The 26,712-nt window shown below is 65.3% G+C and carries 23 protein-coding genes and 2 pseudogenes; 11 read left to right on the top strand and 14 right to left on the bottom strand.

Going from position 1 to position 26,712, the window contains the following annotated elements; all coding sequences use genetic code 11:
- Positions 1-102 precede the first annotated feature (102 nt).
- From rpoB to HUW43_RS07740, 6 genes and pseudogenes are all read left to right on the top strand, one after another.
- Positions 103-4,281 (top strand): DNA-directed RNA polymerase subunit beta, encoded by a 4,179-nt coding sequence (rpoB, locus tag HUW43_RS07765; RefSeq protein WP_188236854.1) that lies wholly within the window; start codon positions 103-105, stop codon positions 4,279-4,281.
- A gap of 54 nt (positions 4,282-4,335) precedes the next feature.
- Positions 4,336-8,613, top strand: coding sequence for a DNA-directed RNA polymerase subunit beta' (rpoC, locus tag HUW43_RS07760; protein WP_188236853.1), 4,278 nt, complete (start codon positions 4,336-4,338; stop codon positions 8,611-8,613).
- Between the two features lie 103 nt (positions 8,614-8,716).
- The gene (locus tag HUW43_RS15680; RefSeq protein ID WP_223181372.1) at positions 8,717-9,241 is read left to right on the top strand and encodes a helix-turn-helix domain-containing protein; all 525 of its coding nucleotides are present in this window, start codon (positions 8,717-8,719) and stop codon (positions 9,239-9,241) included.
- Positions 9,171-9,530: pseudogene (locus HUW43_RS07750) on the top strand (YciI family protein); the annotation flags it as partial. The gene HUW43_RS15680 and the pseudogene HUW43_RS07750, both read left to right, overlap by 71 nt.
- Before the next feature lie 112 nt (positions 9,531-9,642).
- Positions 9,643-10,902: an RNA polymerase sigma factor gene (locus HUW43_RS07745; RefSeq protein ID WP_188236851.1), complete on the top strand. Its 1,260-nt coding sequence runs from the start codon at positions 9,643-9,645 to the stop codon at positions 10,900-10,902.
- A 276-nt stretch (positions 10,903-11,178) separates the two neighbouring features.
- Positions 11,179-11,478, top strand: a complete 300-nt coding sequence (locus HUW43_RS07740) for a hypothetical protein (RefSeq protein WP_188236850.1) — start codon at positions 11,179-11,181, stop codon at positions 11,476-11,478.
- A 31-nt stretch (positions 11,479-11,509) separates the two neighbouring features.
- Here HUW43_RS07740 and HUW43_RS07735 read toward each other — a convergent pair whose 3' ends face one another.
- The 10 genes and pseudogenes from HUW43_RS07735 to HUW43_RS15950 all read right to left on the bottom strand — a co-directional run bounded on the left by HUW43_RS07735 (position 11,510) and on the right by HUW43_RS15950 (position 17,385).
- Positions 11,510-11,704: a hypothetical protein gene (locus HUW43_RS07735; RefSeq protein ID WP_188236849.1), complete on the bottom strand. Its 195-nt coding sequence runs from the start codon at positions 11,702-11,704 to the stop codon at positions 11,510-11,512.
- 27 nt (positions 11,705-11,731) lie between these two features.
- Positions 11,732-11,884, bottom strand: coding sequence for a hypothetical protein (locus HUW43_RS07730; RefSeq protein WP_188236848.1), 153 nt, complete (start codon positions 11,882-11,884; stop codon positions 11,732-11,734).
- 23 nt (positions 11,885-11,907) lie between these two features.
- A pseudogene (gene infA, locus HUW43_RS07725) lies at positions 11,908-12,166 on the bottom strand (translation initiation factor IF-1).
- 20 nt (positions 12,167-12,186) lie between these two features.
- The gene (locus HUW43_RS07720) at positions 12,187-12,393 is read right to left on the bottom strand and encodes a cold-shock protein (RefSeq protein ID WP_188236847.1); all 207 of its coding nucleotides are present in this window, start codon (positions 12,391-12,393) and stop codon (positions 12,187-12,189) included.
- A 304-nt stretch (positions 12,394-12,697) separates the two neighbouring features.
- Positions 12,698-14,362 carry a 2-isopropylmalate synthase gene (gene leuA, locus HUW43_RS07715; RefSeq protein WP_188236846.1) on the bottom strand — a complete coding sequence of 555 codons (1,665 nt, stop codon included), beginning with the start codon at positions 14,360-14,362 and terminating at the stop codon, positions 12,698-12,700.
- 248 nt (positions 14,363-14,610) lie between these two features.
- Positions 14,611-15,099: a rhodanese-like domain-containing protein gene (locus HUW43_RS07710; protein ID WP_223181371.1), complete on the bottom strand. Its 489-nt coding sequence runs from the start codon at positions 15,097-15,099 to the stop codon at positions 14,611-14,613.
- A gap of 127 nt (positions 15,100-15,226) precedes the next feature.
- Positions 15,227-15,580 (bottom strand): hypothetical protein, encoded by a 354-nt coding sequence (locus HUW43_RS07705; protein WP_188236844.1) that lies wholly within the window; start codon positions 15,578-15,580, stop codon positions 15,227-15,229.
- Between the two features lie 89 nt (positions 15,581-15,669).
- The gene (locus HUW43_RS07700; protein ID WP_188236843.1) at positions 15,670-16,314 is read right to left on the bottom strand and encodes a YceI family protein; all 645 of its coding nucleotides are present in this window, start codon (positions 16,312-16,314) and stop codon (positions 15,670-15,672) included.
- Positions 16,315-16,399: 85 nt separating this feature from the next.
- Positions 16,400-16,813 (bottom strand): hypothetical protein, encoded by a 414-nt coding sequence (locus HUW43_RS07695; RefSeq protein WP_223181370.1) that lies wholly within the window; start codon positions 16,811-16,813, stop codon positions 16,400-16,402.
- A 251-nt stretch (positions 16,814-17,064) separates the two neighbouring features.
- On the bottom strand, positions 17,065-17,385 hold the full coding sequence (locus tag HUW43_RS15950) for a hypothetical protein (protein ID WP_188236842.1): 321 nt from the start codon (positions 17,383-17,385) through the stop codon (positions 17,065-17,067).
- A 53-nt stretch (positions 17,386-17,438) separates the two neighbouring features.
- Between HUW43_RS15950 and HUW43_RS07685 the strand changes: the two genes are divergently transcribed.
- Complete coding sequence (locus HUW43_RS07685; protein ID WP_188236841.1) at positions 17,439-18,755, top strand: spinster family MFS transporter; 1,317 nt, start codon at positions 17,439-17,441, stop codon at positions 18,753-18,755.
- Between the two features lie 68 nt (positions 18,756-18,823).
- Here HUW43_RS07685 and HUW43_RS15845 read toward each other — a convergent pair whose 3' ends face one another.
- Complete coding sequence (locus HUW43_RS15845; RefSeq protein ID WP_262926792.1) at positions 18,824-18,958, bottom strand: hypothetical protein; 135 nt, start codon at positions 18,956-18,958, stop codon at positions 18,824-18,826.
- Positions 18,959-18,966: 8 nt separating this feature from the next.
- Positions 18,967-20,256, bottom strand: coding sequence for an adenylosuccinate synthase (locus tag HUW43_RS07680; RefSeq protein ID WP_188236840.1), 1,290 nt, complete (start codon positions 20,254-20,256; stop codon positions 18,967-18,969).
- A gap of 236 nt (positions 20,257-20,492) precedes the next feature.
- Here HUW43_RS07680 and HUW43_RS07675 point away from each other — a divergent pair, with 236 nt between their 5' ends.
- A complete protein-coding gene (locus tag HUW43_RS07675) occupies positions 20,493-21,437 on the top strand; it encodes an alpha/beta hydrolase (RefSeq protein WP_188236839.1) in 945 nt (314 codons plus the stop codon).
- Positions 21,438-21,536: 99 nt separating this feature from the next.
- On the opposite strand, the gene HUW43_RS07670 is transcribed toward HUW43_RS07675, so the two are convergent.
- Entirely contained in the window at positions 21,537-22,232 is a 696-nt protein-coding gene (locus HUW43_RS07670; RefSeq protein WP_188236838.1) for a glutathione S-transferase N-terminal domain-containing protein, read from the bottom strand.
- On the bottom strand, positions 22,229-22,516 hold the full coding sequence (locus HUW43_RS07665) for a chorismate mutase (protein ID WP_188236837.1): 288 nt from the start codon (positions 22,514-22,516) through the stop codon (positions 22,229-22,231). The genes HUW43_RS07670 and HUW43_RS07665 overlap by 4 nt, the downstream gene beginning before the upstream one ends.
- A 106-nt stretch (positions 22,517-22,622) precedes the next feature.
- Here HUW43_RS07665 and HUW43_RS07660 point away from each other — a divergent pair, with 106 nt between their 5' ends.
- The 3 genes from HUW43_RS07660 (at position 22,623) to hrpB (ending at position 26,617) form a co-directional block, all read left to right on the top strand.
- The gene (locus HUW43_RS07660; RefSeq protein WP_188236836.1) at positions 22,623-23,636 is read left to right on the top strand and encodes a polyprenyl synthetase family protein; all 1,014 of its coding nucleotides are present in this window, start codon (positions 22,623-22,625) and stop codon (positions 23,634-23,636) included.
- 129 nt (positions 23,637-23,765) lie between these two features.
- Positions 23,766-24,152: a DUF1801 domain-containing protein gene (locus HUW43_RS07655; RefSeq protein ID WP_223181369.1), complete on the top strand. Its 387-nt coding sequence runs from the start codon at positions 23,766-23,768 to the stop codon at positions 24,150-24,152.
- Positions 24,149-26,617: an ATP-dependent helicase HrpB gene (hrpB, locus tag HUW43_RS07650; RefSeq protein WP_188236835.1), complete on the top strand. Its 2,469-nt coding sequence runs from the start codon at positions 24,149-24,151 to the stop codon at positions 26,615-26,617. The genes HUW43_RS07655 and hrpB overlap by 4 nt, the downstream gene beginning before the upstream one ends.
- Positions 26,618-26,712: the final 95 nt, after the last annotated feature.

Below are 26,712 nucleotides of genomic sequence, written 5' to 3'. Positions count from 1 at the left end.
GGATGCGTCAAGAAGCTGCGGTAAACCGGCAACGGTTGCCTGCGGCCTTTTTGCGTCTCTTCTGCGCTCGCGAGTCATTTTATCAAGGCGAGACAATCTCTTATGGCGACCAAGGCGAAGTCGGTGGGCCAGGCCCTCGAAGCAACCGCGACCAAGCGAATCCGCAAGCTGTTCGGCAACATCCACGAAGCGGTGGAGATGCCCAACCTCATCGAGGTGCAGCGCGAATCCTATGAGCAGTTTCTGCGCTCGGACCCTTCGATCGGCTATGTTTCGGGCCTTGAAAAGACGCTGCGCAGCGTTTTCCCGATCCGCGACTTCGCCGGCACCGCCGAGCTCGACTTCGTTCATTATGAACTCGAAGAGCCGAAATATGACGTCGAGGAATGCCGTCAGCGTGGCATCACCTATGCGGCGCCGATGAAGGTCACGCTGCGCCTGATCGTTTTTGAGGTCGACAGCGAAACCGACACGCGCAGCGTGCTCGATATCAAGGAGCAGGACGTGTACATGGGCGACATGCCGCTCATGACCGAGAACGGCACCTTCTTCGTCAACGGCACCGAGCGCGTCATCGTGTCGCAGATGCACCGTTCGCCGGGTGTGCTGTTCGACCATGACCGCGGCAAGACCCATTCGTCGGGCAAGTTCCTGTTCGCGGCGCGCGTGATTCCCTATCGCGGCTCGTGGCTCGATTTCGAGTTCGACGCCAAGGATATCGTCAATGTCCGTATCGACCGCAAGCGCAAGCTGCCGGTCACCAGCCTGCTCTATGCGCTGGGCATGACGGGTGAGGAGATCCTGAACCATTTTTATGACCGCCTCGTCTTCGAGCGCGCCGAAAATGGCTGGAAGGTTCCGTTCGTCGTCGAAAACTGGCGCGGGGCGAAGCCCGCGTTCGATGTCGTCGACGCCAAGACCGGCGAAGTCGTCTTTGCCGCGGGCCACAAGATCAGCCCGCGCCTCGCGAACAAGGCGGCGAAGGACGGGCTCGACACGCTGCTGATCCCGACCGAGGAAATCTTCGGTCGCTACTCGGCTTATGACCTGATCAATGAATCGACCGGCGAGATTTACATCGAGGCCGGCGACGAAGTGTCGGCCGAAAATCTGGAGAAGCTGGATGCCGCGGGTATCGACAGGCTGGTTCTGCTCGACATCGACCACAACAACACCGGCCCGTGGATCCGCAACACGCTGAAGGCCGACAAGGCCGAGGATCGCGACCAGGCACTGTCGGACATTTATCGCGTGATGCGCCCTGGCGAACCGCCGACGCGCGAAACCGCGGAAGCGCTGTTCGCGGGGCTGTTTTTCGACCCTGAGCGTTACGATCTGTCGGCTGTCGGTCGGGTCAAGCTCAACATGCGCCTCGGCCTTGATGCCGAGGACACGGTCACCACTCTGCGCAGCGAGGACATCCTTGCCGTCGTCAAGGAGCTGGTGAACCTGAAGGACGGCAAGGGCGAAATCGACGACATCGACAATCTGGGCAACCGCCGCGTGCGTTCGGTCGGCGAGCTGCTCGAAAACCAGTATCGCGTCGGCCTGCTCCGCATGGAACGTGCGGTGAAGGAGCGCATGAGCTCGGTCGACGTGTCGACGGTGATGCCGAACGACCTGATCAACGCGAAGCCCGCGGTCGCCGCGGTGCGCGAATTCTTTGGTTCGTCGCAGCTTTCGCAGTTCATGGACCAGACCAACCCGCTGTCGGAAGTCACCCACAAGCGTCGCGTGTCGGCGCTCGGGCCGGGCGGTCTGACGCGCGAACGCGCGGGCTTCGAGGTCCGCGACGTGCACCCGACGCATTATGGCCGCATCTGTCCGATCGAAACGCCCGAAGGCCCGAACATCGGTCTGATCAACAGCCTCGCGACCTTTGCCCGCGTCAACAAATATGGCTTTATCGAAACCCCGTACCGCCGCGTCGTCGACGGCAAGGTGACGAATGAAGTCGTCTATCTGTCGGCGATGGAGGAGTCGAAGCACACGGTCGCGCAGGCGAACGCCGATTTGAACCCCGACGGCAGCTTCATCGACGAGCTGATCTCGGCGCGCGAAGCGGGCGAGTTCCTGATGGCGCCGCGCGAACAGATCACGCTGATGGACGTGTCGCCGAAGCAGCTCGTTTCGGTCGCGGCATCGCTGATCCCCTTCCTGGAGAATGACGACGCCAACCGTGCGCTGATGGGTTCGAACATGCAGCGTCAGGCCGTGCCCTTGCTCCGCGCCGAGGCACCGGTCGTCGGCACCGGCATGGAAGAGACGGTCGCGCGCGATTCGGGGGCCGCGATTGCGGCGCGCCGCGGCGGGGTGATCGACCAGGTCGATGCGACGCGTATCGTTATCCGTGCGACCGACATGGTCGAACCCGGCAAGTCGGGCGTCGACATCTATCGCCTGCAAAAGTTCCAGCGGTCGAACCAGAACACCTGCATCAACCAGCGTCCGCTGGTGAAGGTGGGCGACGTGGTCCGTGCCGGCGACATCATCGCCGACGGCCCGTCGACCGAGCTTGGCGAGCTGGCGCTCGGCAAGAATGTGCTCGTCGCGTTCATGCCCTGGAACGGCTATAATTACGAGGACTCGATCCTCATTTCCGAACGCATTGTGAAGGACGACGTCTTCACCTCGATCCATATCGAGGAGTTTGAGGTCACTGCGCGCGACACGCGCCTTGGCCCCGAAGACATCACGCGCGACATCCCCAACGTCGGCGAGGAAGCGCTGCGCAACCTCGACGAAGCGGGCATCGTCTATATCGGCGCCGAAGTCGGCCCGGGCGACATTCTGGCCGGCAAGATCACCCCCAAGGGTGAATCGCCGATGACGCCGGAAGAGAAGCTGCTCCGCGCGATCTTCGGTGAAAAGGCCAGCGACGTGCGCGACACCTCGCTCCGCCTGCCGCCGGGCGTGTCGGGCACCGTCGTCGAGGTGCGCGTCTTCAACCGCCACGGTATCGACAAGGACGAGCGCGCGATCGCGATCGAGCGCGAGGAGATCGAGCGGCTGAAGCAGGACGCCGACGACGAGCGCGCGATCCTCAACCGCGCGACCTTCTCCAGCCTCAAGGATCTGCTGGTCGGCCAGACGACCAGCGCGGTGCCGAAGGGGCTGAAAAAGGGCGATACCGTCACCGAAGAGATGCTGGTCGGCCTCGACCGCGCCGACTGGTGGAAGCTCGCGGTGGTCGACGACAAGGCGCAGGCAGCGCTGGAGGCGATCAAGGCGCAATATGACGACGCGATCAAGCGCATCAACGCGAAATATGAGGACCGCGTCGAAAAGCTCCAGCGCGGCGACGAACTGGCGCCGGGCGTGCTCAAGATGGTCAAGGTGTTCGTCGCGGTGAAGCGCAAGCTGCAACCGGGCGACAAGATGGCCGGCCGTCACGGCAACAAGGGTGTCATCAGCCGCATCCTGCCGGTCGAGGACATGCCGTTCCTTGAAGACGGCACGCCGGTCGACATCGTGCTCAACCCGCTGGGCGTGCCTTCGCGCATGAACGTAGGACAGATCCTCGAAACGCATCTTGGATGGGCTTCGCGCGGGCTTGGACAGCAGGTCACGCGGGCGCTGGAGGAGTGGCGCGACGCCAATCCCGATGCAACCGGCGGCGAAATGCCCGAAGCGGTGCGCGAAAAGCTTGAGCATGTCTATGGCGCCGAATATGTCGACGACATCCGCTCGCGCGATGCCGAAGGCATTATCGAGCTGGCGTCGAACCTGAAGGTCGGCGTTCCTTTTGCGACGCCGGTGTTCGACGGCGCGAAGGAAGCCGATGTGTCGAACATGCTGGCGCTGGCGGGACTCGATGAATCGGGTCAGTCGGACCTGTATGACGGCCGCACCGGCGACAAGTTCGACCGCAAGGTGACCGTTGGCTACATCTATATGCTGAAGCTGCACCACCTCGTCGACGACAAGATCCACGCGCGTTCGATCGGTCCCTACAGCCTCGTCACGCAGCAACCGCTGGGCGGCAAGGCGCAGTTCGGTGGCCAGCGCTTCGGTGAAATGGAGGTCTGGGCGCTCCAGGCCTATGGCGCGGCCTACACGCTCCAGGAAATGCTGACGGTGAAGTCCGACGACGTGATCGGCCGCACCAAGGTTTACGAAGCGATCGTCAAAGGCGACGACACCTTCGAGGCCGGCATTCCCGAAAGCTTCAACGTGCTCGTCAAGGAAATGCGTTCGCTGGGCCTCAACGTCGAATTGTCGTCCTATTCGGACGAAGATCCCGACGAAGGCCCGGAAGCCCTTCCCGAAGCCGCCGAATAAGATTTTTCCTCACCCCCTTCGCTTGCCGCGAAGGGGGAAGAGTGGAGCCAGATTATGAACCAGCTTACCAACTTCATGAACCCGGTCGCCAAGCCCGAAACCTTCGACATGATCAAGATCGGCATCGCGAGCCCCGAGCGTATCCGTTCCTGGTCGTTCGGCGAGATCAAGAAGCCCGAAACGATCAACTATCGCACGTTCAAGCCCGAGCGTGACGGCCTGTTCTGCGCGCGCATCTTTGGTCCGATCAAGGATTATGAATGCCTGTGCGGCAAGTATAAGCGCATGAAATACAAGGGCATCGTCTGTGAAAAATGCGGTGTCGAAGTCACGGTCACGAAAGTGCGCCGCGAACGCATGGGCCATATCGAGCTCGCCGCGCCGGTCGCGCACATCTGGTTCCTGAAGTCGCTGCCGTCGCGCATCGGCCTGCTGCTCGACATGCAGCTGAAGCAGCTCGAGCGCGTGCTCTATTTCGAAGCCTATATCGTCCTTGAGCCCGGCCTGACCCCGCTTGAGAAGTTCCAGCTGCTCACCGAAGACGAGCTGCTCGACGCGCAGGACGAATATGGCGAAGATGCCTTTTCGGCGGGTATCGGCGCCGAGGCGATCCGCACGCTGCTCGAAAATCTCGATCTGGAGCAGGAGCGCGTCGACCTGATGGAAGAGCTGGCGACGACCAAGTCCGAGCTCAAGCCCAAGAAGATCATCAAGCGGCTGAAAGTGGTCGAAAGCTTCATCGAATCGGGCAACCGCCCCGAATGGATGATCCTGGAAGTCGTCCCGGTCATCCCGCCCGAACTGCGCCCGCTGGTGCCGCTCGACGGCGGCCGTTTCGCGACGTCGGACCTCAACGACCTTTACCGCCGCGTCATCAACCGTAACAATCGCCTGAAAAGGCTGATGGAACTGCGCGCGCCGGACATCATCGTGCGCAACGAAAAGCGCATGTTGCAGGAAGCCGTCGACGCGCTGTTCGACAATGGCCGCCGCGGCCGCACGATCACGGGCGCCAACAAGCGTCCGCTGAAATCGCTGTCCGACATGCTCAAGGGCAAACAGGGCCGCTTCCGCCAGAATCTGCTTGGCAAGCGCGTCGACTATTCGGGCCGTTCGGTCATCGTGACCGGCCCTGAACTCAAGCTGCACCAGTGCGGCCTGCCCAAGAAGATGGCGCTCGAACTGTTCAAGCCCTTCATCTATGCCCGCCTCGACGCCAAGGGTCTGTCGATGACCCTGAAGCAGGCGAAGAAATGGGTCGAAAAGGAGCGCAAGGAAGTCTGGGACATCCTCGACGAGGTGATCCGCGAGCACCCCGTCCTCTTGAACCGCGCCCCGACGCTCCACCGCCTCGGTATCCAGGCGTTCGAGCCGGTGCTGATCGAGGGCAAGGCGATCCAGCTTCACCCGCTGGTCTGCGCCGCGTTCAACGCCGACTTCGACGGCGACCAGATGGCGGTTCACGTCCCGCTTTCGCTGGAAGCGCAGCTCGAAGCGCGCGTGCTGATGATGTCGACCAACAACATCCTGAGCCCTGCGAACGGCAAGCCGATCATCGTGCCGTCGCAGGACATGGTGCTCGGTCTTTATTATCTGTCGCTTGAGCGCGAAGGCGAGCCGGGCGAGGGCATGTTGCTCGCCGACATGGCCGAAGTGCATCAGGCGCTGCACGTCGGCGCGGTCACGCTGCACTCGAAGATCATCAGCCGCGTCCCGCAAACCGACGAAGATGGCAATGAGTATCTCAAGCGCTTTGAAACCACGCCGGGCCGCATGCTGATTGGCGAATGCCTGCCGAAATCGCACACCGTGCCCTTTGATGTCGTCAACCGCCTTCTCACCAAGAAGGAAATCGGCGACGTCATCGACCAGGTCTATCGCCACACCGGCCAGAAGGAGACCGTGCTGTTCGCCGACGCGATCATGGCGCTGGGCTTCCGTCATGCCTTCAAGGCGGGCATCTCGTTCGGCAAGGACGATATGATCATCCCGGCGTCGAAGGAGCAGCTGGTCGACGAGACGCGTGCGCTCGTGAAGGATTTCGAGCAGCAGTATCAGGACGGCCTGATCACGCAGCAGGAAAAATATAACAAGGCGATCGACGCCTGGTCGCAGTGCGGCGACAAGGTCGCGAACGCGATGATGGACGAAATCCGTGCAACGCCGAAGCTGGAGGATGGTCGCCTGGCCCCGATCAACTCCATCTATATGATGGCGCATTCGGGCGCGCGCGGCAGTCAGGCACAGATGAAGCAGCTGGCCGGGATGCGCGGCCTGATGGCCAAGCCGTCGGGCGAGATCATCGAAACGCCGATCATCTCGAACTTCAAGGAAGGCCTGACGGTTCTTGAATATTTCAACTCGACCCACGGCGCGCGCAAGGGTCTGGCCGACACCGCGCTCAAGACGGCGAACTCGGGCTATCTGACCCGTCGCCTGGTCGACGTGTCGCAGGATTGCGTTGTGATCGAGGAGGATTGCGGCACCACCCGCGGCATGGAAATGCGCGCGATCGTGCAGGGCGGCTCGACGATCGCCTCGCTCGGCGAGCGCATTCTCGGTCGCACGACGCTCGAAGATGTCGTCGACAAGGATGGCAATGTCATCGCGCCGGTCGGCACGTTGCTCGATGAAGCGACGACACAGCGTATCGAGGAAGCCGAAGTCCAGTCGGTGAAGATCCGTTCGCCGCTGGTCTGCGAAGCGACCATGGGCGTTTGCGGCAAATGCTATGGCCGCGACCTCGCCCGCGGCACGCCGGTCAACATCGGTGAAGCCGTCGGCGTCATCGCCGCGCAGTCGATCGGTGAGCCGGGCACGCAGCTGACGATGCGGACCTTCCACATCGGCGGTGCAGCACAGGTCAACGAACAGTCGAACGTCGAAGCGATTTCGGACGGCACGATCGAATATCGCGACATGGCGACGATCGTCGACCAGCGCGGCCGCCGTCTGGCGCTGTCGCGTTCGGGCGAGATCGCGATCATCGACAGCGAAGGGCGCGAGCGCGCGTCGCACAAGCTGCCCTATGGTGCGCAGATCATGCACAAGGACGGCGAGAAAGTGAAGAAGGGCGACCGGATTGCCGAATGGGATCCGTTCACCATGCCGCTCATCACCGAAAAGCAGGGCGTCGTGAAATATCAGGATCTGATCGACGGCAAGACGCTGACCGAACAGGTCGACGAAGCGACGGGCATCGCCCAGCGCGTCGTGATCGAGTATCGCGCCGCGGGACGCAGCAAGAAGGAGGACCTTCAGCCGCGCCTGACGCTGCTCGACGATGCGTCGGGCGAAGCCGCGCGCTATCTGCTCGCGGTCGGCACGATGATCTCGGTCGAGGACGGCCAGGAAGTGCAGGCGGGCGACGTTCTGGCGCGCGTCAGCCGCGAAGCGTCGAAGACGCGCGACATCACCGGCGGTCTGCCGCGCGTTGCCGAGCTGTTCGAAGCGCGCATTCCGAAAGACAACAGCGTCATCGCCAAGATCAGCGGCCGGATCGAGTTCGTCAAGGATTACAAGGCGAAGCGCAAGATCGCGATCGTGCCGGAAGAAGGCGAACCGATCGAATATCTGATCCCCAAGTCAAAAGTTCTGGAAGTGCAGGAAGGCGACATGGTCAAGCGCGGCGACGCGCTGATCTCGGGCTCGCCGAACCCGCACGACATCCTCGATGTCATGGGCGTCGAGGCGCTGGCCGAATATCTGGTCGCGGAAATCCAGGAAGTCTATCGACTCCAGGGCGTGAAGATCAACGACAAGCATATCGAGGTGATCGTTCGCCAGATGCTGCAGAAGGTCGAGATCACCGATGGCGGCGACACCACGCTGCTGCCGGGCGAACAGCTCGATTATCTGGAGATGATGGAATATAATGCCAAGCTGCCGAAGAATGCCAAGCCCGCCGAGGGGCGTCCGGTGCTTCTCGGCATCACCAAGGCGTCGCTGCAAACGCGCAGCTTCGTCTCGGCGGCATCCTTCCAGGAAACGACCCGCGTTCTCACCGAAGCGTCGGTGCAGGGCAAGATCGACGCGCTCCAGGGCCTCAAGGAAAATGTCATCGTCGGTCGCCTGATCCCGGCGGGCACCGGCGCGGCCATGAACCGCATCCGCGTCGCCGCCTCGTCGAAGGATGCCGCGCTGCGCGCCGCGATGCGCGCCGCGAACCAGCAGCATCTGATCGCGCCGCAGACCGCGGCCGAGGAGCATGAAGCCGAGCTGGCACAGGGGCCCGAAGCCGCGATCGGTGATGATCCGCTGGGCAAGGTGCAGGGCGAGGATTTCACGATCGACGATGTGATGGTCGAGGAACGCCCCGACGGCGAGGAATAAGCCCCCTAGCGGCCACAGGCCAGAGACAAGCCCCGCCGGATCGCTCCGGCGGGGCTTTTTTACGGCACACCCCGACGACGCTTCGCAGGCACCGGGGCATGTCTTGCTGGTCGCCGAAATGGCGGGCGAGGCCGGGATGGAAGAGCGGGCCGTTCAGCGACGCTTCAAAGCGGCGGCGGGGATGACGCCGGCCGAATATGTCCGGCATCTGTGCGTTGGCGGGGTGCTCGATCTGCTGGCGTTCACGCGGCGCCTGGTGGACCGGATCGCGTGGAGCGTCGGCTATGCGGATGCGGGGGCCTTCCGCAAGCTTGTTTCCCCGTCTGATCGGCCTGTCGCCCCACGGCTATCGCCAGTCCGTTTCGACGCCGGGATCGCTGACCGAAGCGGCATGATCGGGGCGACCATCCGGCAGGTAATCGCCGCCGCTGCAATGGTCCGCGATAACGGCCAGTGGAGCGCCGAAGATTTTTTTCGACCATGTGTCGATTCCGGTCGGGTTCGTTCGTCGTCAGCACAGGAGGCCGCCGTTGGCCCCGCTAAGAAGGAGATGACCAATGCGTGTGATGGTGTTCGTAAAGGCGACCGAGGACAGCGAAAAGGGCATGACGCCTTCGCCCCAGCTTAGCCAGATGTTCGTCGACATGGGCAAGTTCAACGAAGAGCTGGTCAATGCCGGGGTGCTGGTCGCCGGCGACGGCCTGAAACCATCGTCGTTCGGCAAGCGCGTCGCGTTCGACGGCCCCAGCCGCACGGTGATCGACGGCCCCTTCGCCGAAACGCGCGAACTGGTCGCCGGATATTGGCTTTGGGAAGTCAAGGACATGGACGAAGCCGTGGAATGGGTAAAGCGTTGCCCCAACCCGATGTTCGGTCCGAGCGAGATCGAGATCCGTCCGCTCTACGAGATGGAGGATTTCGCCGACCTTATCCCGCCCGAGGCCGCCGAGATCCACGATGGGGTAGGCGAAAAGCTTGCAAAACGCTGATTGTCTTGCCCGCGGCGCGATGCGCTTCTAGCCCTTGTGCATGGCGACGGATGACACCCATCGGGCGATCGAGGCGGTTTTCCGGATCGAGCGGGCAAGGCTGATCGCAGGCCTTGCCCGCATGACCCGCGATGTCGACCGGGCGGAGGAGCTGGCGCAGGATGCGCTGCTTGTCGCGCTGACCGAATGGCCGAAAAGCGGCGTTCCGGCCAATGCTGGCGCCTGGCTGATGGCCGCGGCGAAGCGGCGCGCGATCGACGGTATCCGCCGCACCGTGATGCAGCGACGCAAGCATGCCGAGATCGCCCGCGAACGCGACGAGGAGCAGGGCATGAGCGCGGAGGCCATGGAAGCGGCGCTGGACGATCCGCTGGGCGACGAGTTGCTCGGCCTCATCTTCGCCGCCTGTCATCCCGTGATTTCGCCCGAAGCGCGCGCCGCCCTGACGCTGCGGCTGGTCGGCGGGCTGACGGTCGAAGAGATCGCCCGCGCCTTCCTGTCGAACGAGGCGGCGATTGCGGCCCGCATCACCCGCGCCAAGAAGGCGATCGCCAACGCCGGCGTGGCGTTCGAGGTGCCGCGCGGCGCCGAGCTGGCGGCGCGGCTGCCATCGGTGCTGGAGGTTGTCTATCTGATTTTCAACGAAGGCTATGCCGCGACTGCCGGACCGTCGCTGGTGCGGCCCCCGCTGTGCGCAGAGGCGCAGCGGCTGGGGCGCATCCTGGCGGGGCTGATGCCGGGCGAACCCGAAGTGCTGGGCCTGTTGGCGCTGATGGAGATTCAGGCGTCGCGGCTGACGGCGCGCGCCGCGCCGGACGGCAGGTTCGTGCCGCTGACCGCGCAGAACCGGGCGCGCTGGGACCAGCTCCTGATCCGCCGCGGGCTCAACAGGCTGGCGCAGGTCGAGGCGCTGGGCGGCGCCGACGGACCCTATGCGTTGCAGGCGGCGCTTGCGGCGTGTCACGCGCGGGCGCTACGCGCCGAGGACACCGACTGGCGGCGCATCGCCGCACTTTACGACCGGCTGGGGCAGGTGATGCCATCGCCGGTGGTCGAGCTCAACCGCGCGGTTGCGCACAGCATGGCGTTCGGCCCCGAAGCGGGATTGAAGCTGGTCGATGCGATCGCCGACGAAGCGGCGCTGCGCAACTATGCCCCGCTGCCTGCGGCGCGCGGCGATTTCCTGCTGCGCGCCGGGCGAAGGGCGGAGGCGCGAGGCGCGTTCGAGGCCGCGGCCGCGCTGTCGGCCAACGAGCGCGAGCGCGAATGGCTGCTCGCCCGCGCCGCGGAATGCGGCTGAAGCGCGAGACAAGACAGCGCTCGCCGATACGCTAACTATCGGTAATTGCGTCGTAACGTTTCGGCTTTCGCCCGTCGCTCGTCGACGACAGAAGGCCGCCGGTCGAAACAATACCTAGAATGCTTTGTTGTTGCGCCATGGTCGTGGCGGCTTTTTCGCGGTGTCGCGAAGGCCGCCTTTCAGTTCAGGAGTTTATTGCTTCGCCCGGCTGCTTTCACGGTGGACCAGATCGTGCCGGTTGCCCCTTCGCTTCCTCCCCCACGAAGGTGATCGGAAATGACCATTCCCCTCGACGCGGCCGCTGGCGGCTGCGAATGCCTGCCTCCGCGGCGGCGCCTCGAACGCGACGATCCGCCCGCCGAGCGGCCGGTAAACGCCTTTGTCCTGCGATATGAGGATCGCTGGTTCGGCATCGAAAAGCGGGTTGCATTCGAGGCCCCCGATCTGGCGACCGCGCTGGCGATGGTCGAGCATGAGCCGATCGGGCGCTGGGCCGAATTGTCGCTGGACGGCAGGACGCTCTGCCGCCGCGGCGGCGAGCCCGATGGCGGGGCGCGTTATTGGGTCGTCGATTGATGGAGCCGGTCGCGGCGCCCTTGTCGCGCGATCATTCAGCCGCTTGAGCGGCGATCCGAACCTTATCGGCGCGCAGTTTTTCGGTGTAGAGCAGCTTGTCGGCCATCGCCTGCCACGCCGCCGCGGCGCGCAGGTTGCGCTCGCGAACCTGGATCAGCGCCGAGGCATCGGCCTCAGCGGCGCATTTTTCGGCTTGGGCGAGATAAAATTCGGTGGTGGCCGACACGGGGCTTTGCTCCTGTAAGGTGGCGGGTCAGTCGACCATGTCGGCGATCAGGCGCCGGAGTTCGCGCCGCGACAGCGTCGGGCGGCGACGACGCGGCGCCTTCGTCGTCATCGCCTTTCCGGCCAGCGACAGCGCCGACAGCGCGGGGATGATCGAAGGATTGGTTTGGAATGGCGTCATCATCATTATCTTTGTTTTCTGCGTTACGTGAATATATCGGGTCGGCGCGAACGGCGCTGTCCGGTGGTGGGTGGCCCGCCGCCGCGTTCGCGGTAGACGAGGCGACCCTTGCTGAGGTCGCAGGGCGTCATTTCGACGCGGACCGCGTCGCCAGCGACCGCCCGGATGCGCAAAACGCCGTATCCGGTCGGCCGTATGGACGACGAACCGATGACCGTTATCGAGCAGGACGCCGAAGCGGCCGTCGGGCAGGACTTCGTCGGCCTGCCCGTCAAAGGTCATCGGCTCATCCTTGACCAGGATCAGGCCGACTGGAGGTTGATCGCCGAAACCTTGCCGTTGCGGCCGGTTTCCAGATCGTAGGAGACGCGCTGCTGCTTGTTGAGCGTGGTCATGCCCGCGGCCTGGACCGCGGTGATGTGGACGAAGCTGTCGCCCGAGCCGTCTTCATTTTCGATGAAGCCATAGCCCTTGTCATTGTTGAAGAATTTTACGGTGCCGATGGGCATGAGCGTGTTTCCTTTCACGAAAAGGGGAAATCCTCCGGCAAAAGCACCGGTGGAGCTGGTAGCATGTGAAGGGAAAAGTCTGCCCCAAGAGGCCGTCAAATTCCGTCTCAGGCGACGTTAGCCAGCACGATATGGAAGATTTTCACCGAAAAGTCAAGGTGACGCGGAAAATCACGGCGGAACGATACGAAATCGCCACGTTCATTATCTGCGCGCGCGATGATAAATCTCACGGTGGACCGGCGATTTATTCCGATATCATGCTGCGATAAAGGCGAATTATTTATCGGGTCGGCATGGGTTTTCAGGCGCCATTCGCCGCCGACAATATCGCCCGCACGCTTGCCGTCGCGACGTCGGTGTCGAGACCGCAGCCGAACAGGCTTCTGCCGTCGGCGGTGCGGCATTCGACGTAGGCCGCGGCTTGCACATTGCTGCCCTGGCCGATCGCATGCTCGCTGTAATCGACGATGTCCATGACGGGGCCGCCCGATTCGGCCAGCGCGGCGATGACGCTGGACATCAGGCCGTTGCCGCGGCCGCTGACGCTGCGTTCGGCACCGTCGATGGTAAGCTTGCCCGCGAAGATGCGGTCGGCGCCGGCGTGCGTTTCGGACCAGTCGACCAGCTGAAACCGCTTGCTCGACGTGGCGAGATAGGCGCGCTCGAAGGCGTGCCAGATGTCATCGGCAGTGAGTTCGCGGCTCGTTTCGTCGGCCAGGGCCTGCACGATGTGGCTGAAGCTCGCCTGCATCTTCTTGGGCAGTTTCAGGCCCTTGTCCTGTTCGAGCACCCAGGCGACGCCGCCCTTGCCCGACTGGCTGTTGACGCGGATCACCGCTTCATAGCTGCGTCCCAGGTCGGCAGGGTCGATGGGCAGGTAAGGGACTTCCCAGCGCTCGTCATTCTGGCGCTCGCGCGCGGCGAAGCCTTTTTTGATCGCGTCCTGATGACTGCCCGAAAAGGCGGTGTAGACCAGCGCGCCGCCATAGGGGTGGCGCGGGTGAACGGGGAGCTGGTTACAATATTCGACCACCCCGATGACTTCGTCGATGTTCGAAAAATCAAGCTGCGGGTCCACGCCCTGCGTATACATGTTGAGCGCGATGGTGACGAGGCAGGTGTTGCCGGTGCGCTCGCCATTGCCGAACAGGCAGCCCTCGACGCGGTCGGCCCCCGCGAGCAGGCCGAGTTCGGCCGCCGCGACGCCGGTGCCGCGGTCGTTGTGCGTGTGCAGCGAGATGATCGCGCGGTCGCGGTTCGGCAGATTCTTGGCAAAATATTCGATCTGGTCGGCATAGATGTTCGGCGTCGCCGCCTCGACCGTCGCGGGGAGGTTGAGGATGATCGGCTTGTCAACGGCGGGCTGGAGGATCTCCATCACCGCTTCGCACACCTCGATGCTGAAATCGAGTTCGGTGGTCGAAAAGCATTCGGGGCTGTATTGGAAACGCCAGTCGGTATCGGGGAGGCGCGCGGCATTGTCGCGCAGCTGCTTTGCACCGTCGATCGCGATCGCCTTGATGTCGGCCTTGTCCATGCCGAAAACGATCTTGCGCCACGCCGGCGCAAGCGCATTATACACGTGGATGATCGCGGTTCGGGCGCCCGCGAGGCTGTCGAAGCTGGTGCGGATGAGGTCGGAGCGGCTTTGCGTCAGCACCTGCGGCGTGACGTCGTCGGGGATGCGGCCCGATCGGACAAGGCCCTGGATATAGTCGAAATCGGTCGCCCCGCTGGCGGGAAAGCCAACCTCGATCTCCTTGAACCCGGCCTTCACCAGCAGGTCGAAGAAGCGCGTTTTTTTTTCGGCATCCATCGGGTCGATCAACGACTGGTTGCCGTCGCGCAGGTCGGTCGACAGCCAGATGGGGGCGCGGGTGATCGTGCGCGCGGGCCATTCGCGGTGGGCGAGCGGAACCTGCGGAAAGGCGCTATATTTGACCGAGGGGTCGCGGAGCATGGTCATGGGATGAAAACTTCTTCTTCGGGTGGCTGTGTCGGTGTCGATCGGACCCTTGGGCGGGTGGCCGCGACGAGCGCGCAGCCAGTGTCACGCCCAAGGGCGTGTAAGTCGCAGAAGAAGAAGAGCGGCGGTGCGCATCGGCGCCCTAGTGATGCAAAATGTCGCGCTTGGCAAGGGGGGAGTGCAAAAATTGCGCCGTAACCCACCCCGTCATCCCCGCCTTCGCCGGGATGGCGGGGTGGGCCAGCGGCCTATCCCGTCACCCATTCGACCTTCGGGTCGTTGAAATCGACGACGTCGGCAAGTTCGCGGACATTGGGATAGCCATAGCCGACGAGGTTGATGAAGGTCTGGATGTTGAGCGCGAGCGCCGCGGCCTTGACTGGCACCGGGCTCTGATCGTTCGAGAAATTATTGTTGCAATAGATGAGGATCGGACGGTTCGTGTCGGGGCCGATCACGGCCGCGAGGCTGTCGGCGGTGAAATCGGTGAGCGGCAGGTTGACGGCGCCCTTGATATGGCCGCGCGCAAAGGCATCCTTCGAACGCGCGTCGAGCAGCAGCGTGCCGGGCCTTGCCGCCTCGGCCTTGAAGGCGTCGAGGGCGAGCAGGCGCGCGGCGCGCTGCGGCGCGACGCGGGCGGTGAGCGTCTCGAACGCCGGATAGTCTATCTGGGGGTTCGCCTGTGCGAAGGCGGGCGTGGCGATTGTGAGAGCGAGGGCAAGAAACAGCGGGCGCATGATCATCCTCCCTTGAACTGCGGGACGCTACGCCGCGCTTGCTGGCTCTGCGATGAACCGGAAAAACGTCGCCGGGCCGCGCGGGAGGCGGGCGGCCCGGCGCAGTGCAGGGGAGCGTTGCAAAAGGTCAGGCGGCTTCGCTCGCGTCCTCGTCCTCGTCCCAGGGCTCGAACAGCTCATCCTCGATCATATTGTCGACGGCGTGAACGCGCACGCCGACGCACCAGTCGTCGAGCGGACCTTCCCATGCAGCCTCGACCTCGGTGAGCGCCTCGGCGGCGTCCGCAGGGCGGTCGCCGACAAGGTCGAAATCCTGCACGCCGTCCTCGGGCGGGGTGATATAAATATGGGGGTCCAGCCGGACGTTGCTCCAGCCCGCGGTAGGGGCAAGTCCCTCGACCTCGACGGTCAGCTGCGGATTTTCCTCGTCACCCGCGATCCAGGCGGTGACCTCGACGATCTTGCGTACCAGTTCGCTCATCACACGCGCTCCTTGTGCGAAAAGGGGCGGGGCCGCGTAGGTCCCGCCCCCTTCATAGGCGGCGCGTGTGACAGATTGAGGTGCGCGCTTTACTGTTTCTCGAAAGCCGCGTGGATTTCGAGTTCGACCTCGTCGCTGACCATCGGGATGCCATAGGTGATGCCGAAATCGCTGCGGCGGATCGTGCCTTCGGCCTTGAATCCGACGGTCGCCTTCTTGTTGAACGGATTGGTGCCGGCGCCGTGGAAATCGACGTCGAGCGTGACCGGTCTGGTCACGCCGTTCAGCGTCAGATTGCCCGTAACCCTGGCCTCATCGCCATCGTCGTCGACGACAACGCTGGTCGAAACAAACCGGGCGTCGGCAGGGGACGCGCCGAAAAAGTCGGGCTTGCCGCCATCCTTGCCCGCGCGCAGCAGGTGGTCGGTGAGGCCGCTGCTCGCGGTCGTCACCTTGGCGACCGGGATCATCACATCGACCCTGGCGGCGGCGGGGTTGGCCGGGTCGATCACCAGCGTCCCGGTCACGTCGCCGAACAGGCCCGTGTACCGGCTGAAACCGAAATGATCGACTTCCCAAACGACCATCGTGTGGCCGGGATCGGCGATATAGGTGCCGGCGGCGACGCGCGCCTTGTCGGGGGTGCCGGGAAGGGCGGGTGCATTCTGTGCGACGACGACGGGCACGGCGACAACGGCAAGGGCGAGAGCGGCGAAGGGGGCGATACGGCGCATGATAACCTCCTGCTGTGGGGGAAGACATAGCTAGGCGAGCGGGCCGCCCGCCGTCAACAAGTGCTCGAGAAACGCCGCGTTTCCATCAGCGGGTCGATGTGCGGCGCGCCTCGAACCATTGGCGGAGCGCCAGCGCGGCGCAGCCGGTGAAGCCATAGCTGCCGACCGGCGAACAGCTGTCGGGGCGCGTCAGGCGCGCGATATTGTCATAGCCCTCGACCGCCGACGCCCAGCTGCCGCCACCCGCCGGGGTGTCGTCCTTGATTTCTTCGCGCAGTTCCTTTGGCACGCGGTAGCGGTCGGATTCGGGACGCTGCGCGCAAACGATGATCTCGTCGCCCTGCGGTTCGGGGCAGGGTTCGTCGCCGAAGGTGTAGAGCACCGAGGTGCGCTGCGGCGGCTGGCCCGATTGCGCGAGCTTCTCGCCGTCCTGCGCCAGCGCGGGCGCCGCGGCCAGCGCAAGCAGGGAAAAGGGGAAGGCGACGGTTCCGGTCATCATTTTCGCACTCCCATGGCCCCGCTGCCCTGCGCACACCATGGGCGGCGAAGATGAACCTGAGCCGAACCGGCGGCGCAATCGGCCGGTTTTGCGACGCAAGGGGGCGAGCGGCACGCACGGGCGATGGCGCGGGAGCCAGGCAGGCGGCGACGCGTTTGCCCATGGGCCTGCGTTCCGCCGCTCCGCCGCTTGCCCGCACGGCGGATGTCGTGTCGCTGTCGGCGGCAGGCAGCCCCGATTTCTTAGGGTCGTCAGGGTTCGATGCTGGTCCGGTAGGTCGGCGCCACCCTCATCCTGCTCGCCTGCTCATAGGCACAGCCCGCGGCCAGGACGTCGGCGGCGCTCCATCGGGGACCGATCAGCGACAATCCGACCGGCAACGCATCGACCGCGCCCATCGGGACAGTCCGATGCGGATAGGCGGCCATGCCGGTCTTGAGTTCGGTCATCAGCAGCTCGAACTCGGCCTTGCCCGGCGCTTCCAGCCCCGTGCGGCCGGAAAAATTTTTTGCATGGGGGAAGGCTGGCAGCCGTAGCGGCAATTGCAAGCCGCAATTTTTATCGCGTCGCACCGGCATTGACAGGGGCTGGCGCCCCCTGCACGCTTTGTCTTCGGGAGAGAATGATGAACGAAAAACCTGCGCTTGCCGTGCAGCCTGGGTCGCCCGCCGCCGACAGTGCCGCCGCGAATGCGCGGACGATGCTGTGGATCCTGCTGATCGTCTATATCTTCAATTTCCTCGACCGGCAGATTGTCAATATCCTCGCCGAACCGATCAAGGCCGACCTCGGCCTCTCCGACACCGAGCTGGGGCTGCTCGCCGGCCCCGCCTTTGCGGTATTCTACGCTCTGCTCGGCATTCCGATCGCGCGCTATGCCGACAGGGACGGGACCAACCGTGTCCGGCTGATCGCCGCCGCGCTTGCCATCTGGTCGGCGATGACCGCGGTGTGCGGCCTTGCGCAGAACTTTGTGCAGCTGCTGTTTGCGCGCATCGGCGTCGGTATCGGCGAGGCGGGCTGCACCCCCGCCGCGCACTCGCTCATCACCGACAGCGTGCCGGCAGCGAAGCGCTCGTCGGCCATTGCCTTTTACGGGATGGGCGTGCCGATCGGCTCGCTGCTCGGGCTCATCATCGGCGGCATTGTCAACGATCTTTATGGCTGGCGCATCGCGCTGATGCTCGTCGGCGCGCCGGGGCTGCTGCTGGCGCTGATCGTGCTGCTGGTGATGCGCGAGCCGCGGCACAGCCGAACGGCGGAAGCCGCCGCGAGCGCGGCCGCGATGACGCAGCTTTCGACGCGCGAGGCGATGAAGGAAATCTTTGCCTCGCGCGCTTTCGTCTACATTCTGATCGCCGCGTCCGTCACCGCCTTTCTCGGCTATGGCAAGGCGCTGTGGACGATCAGCTTCTTCATCCGCAGCCACGGCCTCTCGACGACCGAGGCAGGCTTGTCGATGGCGGTCGTGCTCGGCCTTGCCGGGGTGTTCGGTACCTGGCTCGGCGGCAAGATGGCCGATATGTTCGGCAAGCGCGACAAGAGGCATATCCTGACCTTTCCCGCCTATGGCATGGCGGTGGCGGCGCCGATCCTGTTCCTTGGCTATTATATGGAAAACTGGCTGATCGCGGTCGCGCTGCTCATCGTGCCGACGATCCTCAATTCGGCCTATTACGGCCCCGCCTATGGCTGTGTGCAGGGGCTGGTCCGCCCGCAGGCGCGCGCGGTCGCGGCGTCGATCATGCTGTTCGGTCAGAATCTGATCGGGCTGGGTTTCGGCCCCTTCCTGTTCGGGGTGCTGTCCGACCTGCTCGCGCCTGCCTATGGGCAGGAAAGCGTGCGCTATGTCCTCTATGGCGCGGCGTGGCTCGGGCTGATCCCGGCCTTCTTCTTCTGGCGCGCCAGCTTGCGGCTGAAGGCCGAGCTGAAGTCGGGTTAGGGCATCGTGCGGTAAAGCCGCGCCGCTTCGGCTTCCGTTCGTGTCGCGCGGGATGATGGATCAGATTTTCAACAGGGCGGATCGACCTTCGCGCGCTGCGCTTTCGCCGCGTCGATCCAACCATTGAGGTCGTCGGCGAAGCGCGGGAAGGCTTTGTCGGGCGCCGCGCCGTCGTCGCCCGCAAGCCTGCCCTTGCTGGCCAAGGCGCCAATCAGTCGCTGAACGGATCGCGGATCAGGATCGTGTCCTCGCGTTCGGGGCTGGTCGACACCAGCGCGATCGGCGTTTCGATCAGTTCCTGCACGCGCTGGATATATTTGATCGCCTGCGCAGGCAGGTCGGCATAGCTGCGCGCGCCCGCGGTCGATTCGTGCCAACCGTCCATTTCCTCGTAAATCGGCTCGACCGCCGCCTGATCGGCGGCGTGCGCGGGGAAATAGTCGAGGATTTTGCCGCGCAGCCGGTATCCGGTGCAAATGCGGACCTTGTCGAAACCGTCGAGCACGTCGAGCTTGGTCAGCGCGATGCCGGTAACGCCCGACACCGCGCAGCTCTGCCGCACCAGCACCGCGTCGAACCAGCCGCAGCGGCGCTTGCGCCCGGTGACGGTGCCGAACTCGTGCCCGCGCTCGCCCAAACGCTGGCCCGTCTCGTCCTCCAGCTCGGTGGGAAAGGGGCCGCTGCCGACGCGCGTGGTATAGGCCTTGGCGATGCCGAGCACGAAGCCGACCGCGCCGGGGCCGAGGCCCGATCCCGACGCGGCGGTGCCGCTGACCGTGTTCGAGCTGGTGACAAAGGGATAGGTGCCATGGTCGATGTCGAGCAGCACGCCCTGCGCGCCCTCGAACAGGATACGTGCACCGGCCTTGCGCACCTTTTTCAGGCGCTTCCAAACCGGTTGCGCATATTCGAGCACATAGTCGGCAATTTCGCGCAGGTCGGCGAGCAATTGTTCGCGGTCGATCGGCGGCTGGCCGAAACCGGCGCGCAGCGCGTCGTGGTGCGCGGTGAGGCGGTCGATCTGGGGTTCCAGATGGTCGAGATGCGCAAGGTCGCAGACGCGGATCGCGCGGCGCCCGACCTTGTCCTCATAAGCCGGGCCGATACCGCGCCCCGTCGTGCCGATCTTGCCCGCACCCGCGGCGGTTTCGCGCAGCGCGTCGAGATCGCGGTGGAAAGGCAGGATCAGCGCGCAATTATCGGCAATCGCGAAATTGTCGGCGTTGATTTCGACCCCCTGGCCGCGCAGCTTGGCGATCTCGTCCCTGAGCGCCCAGGGATCGAGCACGACGCCATTGCCGATGATCGACAGCGTGCCGGTGACGATGCCGGAAGGAAGCAGCGACAGCTTGTAGACCTGATCGCCGACGACAAGCGTATGGCCGGCATTGTGACCGCCCTGGAACCGGACCACGGCGTCGGCGCGGCTCGCGAGCCAGTCGACGATCTTGCCCTTGCCCTCGTCGCCCCATTGCGACCCGATGACGGTAACATTTGCCATGATGCTGTCCTGCTGGATGCGGCCCTTTCGGCCCGGCGCGGCCTTAGCGGATTTGGGCGGAGAGGCAAGCGCGGAGCGGGATGATTTTGCGACAATTGGGCATCAGTCATTCGCGCGGACATGGTTCGGTTTCTTGCGTCCCCGCAAATGCGGGTCCCATCTCCGGTCGGCACGAAATGACGGCGATGCGGGACGGGGCTTGGCGGTTGCAGGGGCGCGGCACAGGAGAAGCGGCGATGAAGAGACGGATTTGCGCGGGCGTTGTGATGGTGGCGGCCTGCGCCGCGGCGAGCGTGCTGGTGCCCGCCCCCTTTGCCGGCGCGCGCGAGACCATGCGCGAGCGGCTGCGCGACCGGATAGCCGAGCGGTTGGGCGCGGACAATGCGGCGAAAGTGCCGGGCCACGAGACGATATCCTATGGCCGCGACCCGCTCCAGGCGCTCGACGTCTGGCGTGCGAAAGGCGCGGCGGGACCGGCGCCGCTGATCGTCTTTGTCCATGGCGGCGGGTGGAAACGCGGCGACAAGGACAATGCGACCGGGCGTTTCAAGGCCGTGCATTATCCGGGACAGGGCTATGTCTTTGCCTCGATCAACTATCGCCTTGTTCCCACCGCGACGGTCGAGCAGCAGGCCGCCGATGTCGCGAGTGCGGTCAGGGCGCTGATCGACCGGGCGGGCAGCCTTGGCATCGACCGGCGGCGCATCGTGCTGATGGGGCACAGCGCGGGCGCGCATCTGGTGGCGCTCGTCGGCACCGACCCGCGATATTTGCGGGGCGCCGGGCTGTCGTTCGCCGACATCGCCGGGGTGATCCCGATCGACGGTGCTGCCTATGACGTCGCGGCGCAGATGCAGGACGGCCCGCCGATCATGCAGCAAACCTATGCCCAGGCGTTCGGCACCGACCCCTTGCGGCAGAAGGCGCTGTCACCGACGCAGCACGCGGCCGCGCCCAATGCGCGGCAATTCCTGCTGCTCTATGTCCAGCGCGCCGACGGGGTGCGGCAGGCAAAAGCGCTTGGCGACGCGCTCGAACAGGGCGGCAGCCGCGTCGAGCATGGCAGCTTTCCCGGCGAGGGATTGAAAGGCCATGCGGAGATCAACCGTCGCCTCGGCGATCCTGCCTATGCGCCGACGGGTTTCGTCGATGACTGGTTGAGGCGGGTGTTCGCCCGGTAGGAGCGGCGGCATGGGGCGCGGGTGACGCGCTCTCCTTGCCTTGTCATCCCGGCCTTCGCCGGAATGCGGGTGGAGAGTAAAGCCATGCCGGACCCGCCTTTAATCCGCCGTAACCTCCAGCCCGCGCTGCACGCCCGGCCGCGCCAGTCCGGCGTCCAGCCAGCGCCGGACGTGCGCGAAACGATCAAAGCCGACGATGTCGGCGGCGCCGTAAAAGCCGATCAGGTTGCGCACCCAGCCGAGCAGCGAGATGTCGGCGATGCTGTAATCGTCGCCCATCATCCAGCGCCGCGCCGCGAGCCGGTCGTCGAGCACGCCGAGCAGCCGCGCCGATTCGGCGGCGTAGCGGTCGCGCGGCCGCTTGTCCGCATACTCCCGCCCGCCGAACTTATGGAAAAAGCCGAGCTGGCCGAACATCGGCCCGACGCCGCCCATCTGCCACATGACCCACTGAATCGTTTCGTAGCGCGTGGCCGGATCGGGCGAAAGAAACTGCCCGCACTTGTCGGCGAGATAGATCAGGATCGCGCCCGATTCGAACAGTGCGAGCGGTTTGCCGCCCGGCCCCTGCGGGTCATGGATCGCCGGAATCTTGCCATTGGGGTTGAGTGCGAGAAAGGCCGGGTCATGGCTTTCGTTCGCCATGATGTCGATGCGGTGCGGTTCGTAGGACAGGCCCGTTTCTTCGAGCATGATGCCGACTTTCACGCCATTGGGCGTCGGCGCGGAGAATAGCTGGAGCCGGTCGGGATATCGGGCGGGCCAGCGCGCGAAGATGGGATGGTCCATGCTCATGCGCCCTGCTCGCGTTTCGCCTGCCGGTGGTGGCGGATCACTTCGTCGATGATAAAGCGCAGGAACTTCTCGCTGAACTCGGGATCGAGATCGGCGTCGCGCGCGAGCGCGCGCAGCCGTTCGATCTGCCGCTCCTCGCGGCCGGGGTCGGCGGGGGGCAGGCCCTGGCGCGCCTTCAGCTCGCCGACCGCCTTGGTCACCTTGAAGCGTTCGGCGAGCATATAGACGAGCGCTGCGTCGATATTGTCGATGCTCTGGCGGTAACGGCTCAGCTGGTCGTCCATGCGCGGGGCTCCTGTGTTGCGGGGCAGGCTTGGCACCGGCGGGGGGGCGGTGGCAAGCCGAAAGTCGTTGCAAAATTGCGGTCGCGCCGCCAAGGGTCGCGGCGCTATGACTGCCGAAATCCACCAGCTTCACGGGGCTGCGCCGCCCTCGCTCGACCCGATGATGGCGCTCGTCGCCGCCGATATGAACGAGGTGAATGCCGTCATCCTCGACCGGATGCAGTCCGAAGTGCCGTTGATCCCGGAACTGGCGGGGCATCTGATCGCGGGCGGCGGCAAGCGGATGCGGCCGATGCTGACGCTCGCCTGCGGCAAGCTGCTCGATTATCCCGGCCGGCGCCATTGCAAGCTGGCGGCGGCGGTCGAGTTCATCCACACCGCGACCTTGCTCCACGACGATGTCGTCGACAAATCGGACCTGCGCCGCGGGCGCAAGACCGCGAACGTTATCTGGGGCAACAGCGCTTCGGTGCTCGTCGGCGACTTCCTGTTCAGCCGCGCCTTCGAAGTGATGGTCGAGGACGGTTCGCTGAAGGTGCTGAAGATACTCAGCCGCGCCTCGGCGGTGATTGCCGAGGGCGAGGTCAGCCAGTTGTCCGCGCAGCGCCGCATCGAAACGAGCGAGGACCAGTATCTCGCGATCATCAACGCCAAGACCGCCGAACTGTTCGCCGCCGCGTGCAGGATCGCCGCGGTCGTCGCCGAACGCGATGAGGCGACCGAGGCCGCGCTCGACGCTTATGGTCGCAACCTTGGCATCGCCTTCCAGCTCGTCGACGACGCCATCGACTATGTCTCCGACGCTCAGACAATGGGTAAAGGCGTCGGCGACGATTTCCGCGACGGCAAGGTTACATTGCCCGTCATCCTCGCCTATGCGCGCGGGTCGGCGGAGGAGCGCGACTTCTGGAAGCAGGCGATCACCGGGCACAAGACGTCAGACGAATATCTGGCCCACGCCACCGGCCTGCTGCGCAAGCATGACGCCATCGCCGACACGCTGGCGCGCGCGCGCCACTATGGCCAGCGCGCAGTCGATGCAATCGGGGGTTTTCGCGCCAGCCAGGCGAAAACGGCGCTGACCGAAGCGGTCGCCTTCGCGGTCGCGCGCGCTTACTGACACTTGGCCGTTTCCCCGGCAGCGGCTATCCATTTTTCTTCTTTTTTGCCTTCGCGCCTTTGCGTGACATCGGAAAAATCTCACGCAAAGGCGCAAAGGCACGAAGAAGGATCAAGGGGACGTGACGGAATGCCGATGATGGGCCCGGCGGCGGAAACGCCCGATGCCTATATCGCTGCGCTGTCCGGCTGGCAGCGTGCGCGTTGCACGATGATGCGCGCCGCGATCATGGGGGCGGCGCCGTTCGACGAGACGATCAAATGGACCAATCTGGTGTTCATGGCCAATGGACCGTGCATCCTGATCCGCGCCGAGGAACAGCGCGTGCTGCTTGGCTTCTGGCGCGGCAAAAGGCTGCGCGCGCTCGATCCCCGGATCAAGGCGAGCGGCAAATATGAACTCGGCAATCTGGTGATGACCGAGGCCACCGAGCTTACCGCCGAACAGGTCGGGCGCCTTGCCGCCGAGGCCTGTCGGCTCAACATCGAACTGGGCAATCCCGCGGCGCGCGCATGAGTAACGCCCCGCTGCCGATCGACGCGGTGCTGCCCGACATCATGGCGGCGCTGACGCTGAAACCCAATGCCGTCGTCGTGGCGCCGCCGGGTGCGGGCAAGACGACGCGCGTCGCGCCGGCAATGCTGGGTCAGCCCTGGTGCAAGGGCGCGGTGTGGCTGCTCTCGCCGCGCCGACTTGCGGCGCGCGGCGCGGCCGAACGCATGTCCGAGGAGATGGGCGAGGCGGTGGGCGGCACGGTCGGTTATGCGACGCGGCTCGACAGCAAGCAGTCGGCGGCGACGCGCCTGCTGGTGATGACGCCGGGGCTGTTCCGCAACCGCATCCTTGCCGACCCCGAACTGTCGGGCGTGTCGGCCGTGCTGTTCGACGAGGTGCACGAACGCAGCCTCGACGGCGATTTTGCGCTGGCATTGGCGATCGACGCGCAACAGGGGCTGCGCGACGATCTGCGTCTGGTCGCCATGTCGGCGACGCTCGACGGCGCGCGTTTCGCCGCGCTGCTCGGCGACGCGCCGGTGATCAGGAGCGAGGGCAAGATTTTCCCGCTCGAACTCCGCCACATCGGCCGCCGCGTCGAGGATCGGCTGGAGTTGTCGGTGCTCGCCGCGGTGCGGCAGGCGATGGCGGACGAGGCGGACGGCGACATGCTCGCCTTCCTGCCGGGCGCCGCCGACATCGAGCGCGCGGCGAATGCGGTGGAGGAGGCACGCCTGCCGCTCGCCGTCCACCGCCTTCACGGCCAGATCGACCCCGCGCTCCAGCGCAGGGCGCTCGTCCGCGACCCCGACGGGCGGCGCAAGCTGATCCTTGCGACGAGCATCGCCGAAACCAGCCTGACGATCGACGGCGTGCGCATCGTCATCGACGCGGGCCTGTCGCGCCGCCCGCGCTTCGACAAGGCGGCGGGTATATCGCGCCTCGTTACCGAACGCGAAAGCCAGGCGTCGGCGACGCAGCGCGCGGGGCGCGCGGCGCGGCAGGGGCCGGGGGTCGCCTATCGTCTGTGGGAAGCCGCGGCGACCACGGGGATGCCGCCCTTCGATCCGCCCGAAATCCATGAAAGCGACCTGATGCCCGTCGTGCTCGACTGCGCGAGCTGGGGCATCATCGACCCGCGCCAGCTGGGTTGGCTCGATCCGCCGTCGCCCGCGGCGGTCGCCGAAGCGAAAACGCGGCTGCAAGCGATCGGCGCGCTGGGCGACGACGGGCGGATCACGGCGCATGGCAAGGCGCTCGCTGCGATCCCGCTGCCGGTGCCGCTCGCGCACATGCTGTTTGACGCGGCGCGCGCGGGGGAGGGGGCGCTGGCGGGGCGCCTTGCGGTGCTGCTTACCGAACCGGGCCTTGGCGGGCGCGGCGCCGATGTCGAGGCGCGGCTGGCGCGCTGGCGCGGGCAGCGCGACGGGCGGTCCGAAGGGGCGTTTCGCCTTGCACGGCGGCTGTCGGCTATTGCCGAGAGGCTGGCGGGGGACGCAGGCGAAATCGCGCCGCGCTCGATCGGTGGCTGGATCGCGACCGCATGGCCCGACCGCGTCGCGCGTCGGCGCGCCGGGCAGCGTGGCGATTATCTGAGCGTCGGCGGACGCGCCTTTCGCATCGATCCGGTCGACCCGCTGAGCAACCATGAATGGCTGGCCATTGCCGACGCGCAGGGCCATGCCGCCGGTGTGCGTATCCTTGCCGCGGCGCCGATCGAAGCGGCCGAGGTCGAAACCTTGTTCGCGGACCGCATCCTGTCCCATTCAACGAGCCGCTATGACAGCGCGCGCGACCGCGTCGATCATCGCCGCGAGCGGCGGCTTGGCGCGATCACGCTGACGATCGGGCATGCGCCGCGCGACGATCATGCGGAAAGCGACATAGGTGTGCGCATGGCGGCGGTGCGCGACAAGGGGCTGGGGCTGATCGGCTGGGGTCCGGCGGCGCAGGCGCTGCGCCAGCGTGCGTCCTTTGCGGGACTGGACGCGCTGTCGGCCGATGCGCTGCGCGACAGGCTCGAAATCTGGCTCGAACCCTTGCTTGCCGGTTGCCGCGGGCTGCGCGACATCGGCGACCGCAGGCTCGCCGATGCGCTGATGACTCTGCTCGACTGGCCGACGCGACAGCGGCTCGAAACATGCGCGCCTGCCGACTATGTAACCCCGGCGGGCAGTCGGCATCCGATCGACTATGGCGCCGACGGCGGCCCGACGGTCAGCGTGCGGGTACAGGAAATGTTCGGCCAGTCGCGCCATCCGACCGTCGGCGATCCGCCGGTGCCGCTCATCCTCGCGCTGACCTCGCCTGCTAACCGGCCAATTCAGACGACACGCGATCTCGCCTCTTTCTGGGCGGGCAGCTGGCACGATGTCGCGCGCGAGATGCGCGGCCGATATCCGAAGCACAGCTGGCCCGACGACCCCGCCGACGCGCGACCGACGCTGATGACCAAGGCGGCGCAGGCGCGGCGCGATGCGCAATAATCGCCGCGCCCGCCTTCGCGGAGGTGACGGGCTTTCCTCTTTTCCTGCGGCCTATGCGGCGTTAAGGCGCGCCAAAGACTCCACCCGAGGACGAG

Source organism: Sphingopyxis sp. LK2115 (genome assembly GCF_014595975.1).
Taxonomy (GTDB): domain Bacteria; phylum Pseudomonadota; class Alphaproteobacteria; order Sphingomonadales; family Sphingomonadaceae; genus Sphingopyxis.
The sequence above is the reverse complement of the archived record's forward strand: the minus strand, read 5'-3'. Positions and strand labels throughout refer to the sequence as shown.

Coding starts and splice junctions, on each gene's coding strand:
- HUW43_RS07665 (WP_188236837.1), bottom strand. CDS start 22,516: ATGGACGACCAGCTGAGCCGTTACCGCCAGAGCATCGACAATATCGAC.
- HUW43_RS07670 (WP_188236838.1), bottom strand. CDS start 22,232: ATGAGCATGGACCATCCCATCTTCGCGCGCTGGCCCGCCCGATATCCC.
- HUW43_RS07680 (WP_188236840.1), bottom strand. CDS start 20,256: ATGGCAAATGTTACCGTCATCGGGTCGCAATGGGGCGACGAGGGCAAG.
- HUW43_RS07705 (WP_188236844.1), bottom strand. CDS start 15,580: ATGAGCGAACTGGTACGCAAGATCGTCGAGGTCACCGCCTGGATCGCG.
- HUW43_RS07695 (WP_223181370.1), bottom strand. CDS start 16,813: ATGATGACCGGAACCGTCGCCTTCCCCTTTTCCCTGCTTGCGCTGGCC.
- HUW43_RS07655 (WP_223181369.1), top strand. CDS start 23,766: ATGCCGATGATGGGCCCGGCGGCGGAAACGCCCGATGCCTATATCGCT.
- HUW43_RS07740 (WP_188236850.1), top strand. CDS start 11,179: ATGACCATTCCCCTCGACGCGGCCGCTGGCGGCTGCGAATGCCTGCCT.
- rpoC (WP_188236853.1), top strand. CDS start 4,336: ATGAACCAGCTTACCAACTTCATGAACCCGGTCGCCAAGCCCGAAACC.
- HUW43_RS07660 (WP_188236836.1), top strand. CDS start 22,623: ATGACTGCCGAAATCCACCAGCTTCACGGGGCTGCGCCGCCCTCGCTC.
- leuA (WP_188236846.1), bottom strand. CDS start 14,362: ATGACCATGCTCCGCGACCCCTCGGTCAAATATAGCGCCTTTCCGCAG.
- HUW43_RS07745 (WP_188236851.1), top strand. CDS start 9,643: ATGGCGACGGATGACACCCATCGGGCGATCGAGGCGGTTTTCCGGATC.
- HUW43_RS07685 (WP_188236841.1), top strand. CDS start 17,439: ATGAACGAAAAACCTGCGCTTGCCGTGCAGCCTGGGTCGCCCGCCGCC.
- hrpB (WP_188236835.1), top strand. CDS start 24,149: ATGAGTAACGCCCCGCTGCCGATCGACGCGGTGCTGCCCGACATCATG.
- HUW43_RS07710 (WP_223181371.1), bottom strand. CDS start 15,099: ATGCGCCCGCTGTTTCTTGCCCTCGCTCTCACAATCGCCACGCCCGCC.
- HUW43_RS07700 (WP_188236843.1), bottom strand. CDS start 16,314: ATGCGCCGTATCGCCCCCTTCGCCGCTCTCGCCCTTGCCGTTGTCGCC.
- HUW43_RS07720 (WP_188236847.1), bottom strand. CDS start 12,393: ATGCCCATCGGCACCGTAAAATTCTTCAACAATGACAAGGGCTATGGC.
- HUW43_RS07730 (WP_188236848.1), bottom strand. CDS start 11,884: ATGACGCCATTCCAAACCAATCCTTCGATCATCCCCGCGCTGTCGGCG.
- rpoB (WP_188236854.1), top strand. CDS start 103: ATGGCGACCAAGGCGAAGTCGGTGGGCCAGGCCCTCGAAGCAACCGCG.
- HUW43_RS07675 (WP_188236839.1), top strand. CDS start 20,493: ATGAAGAGACGGATTTGCGCGGGCGTTGTGATGGTGGCGGCCTGCGCC.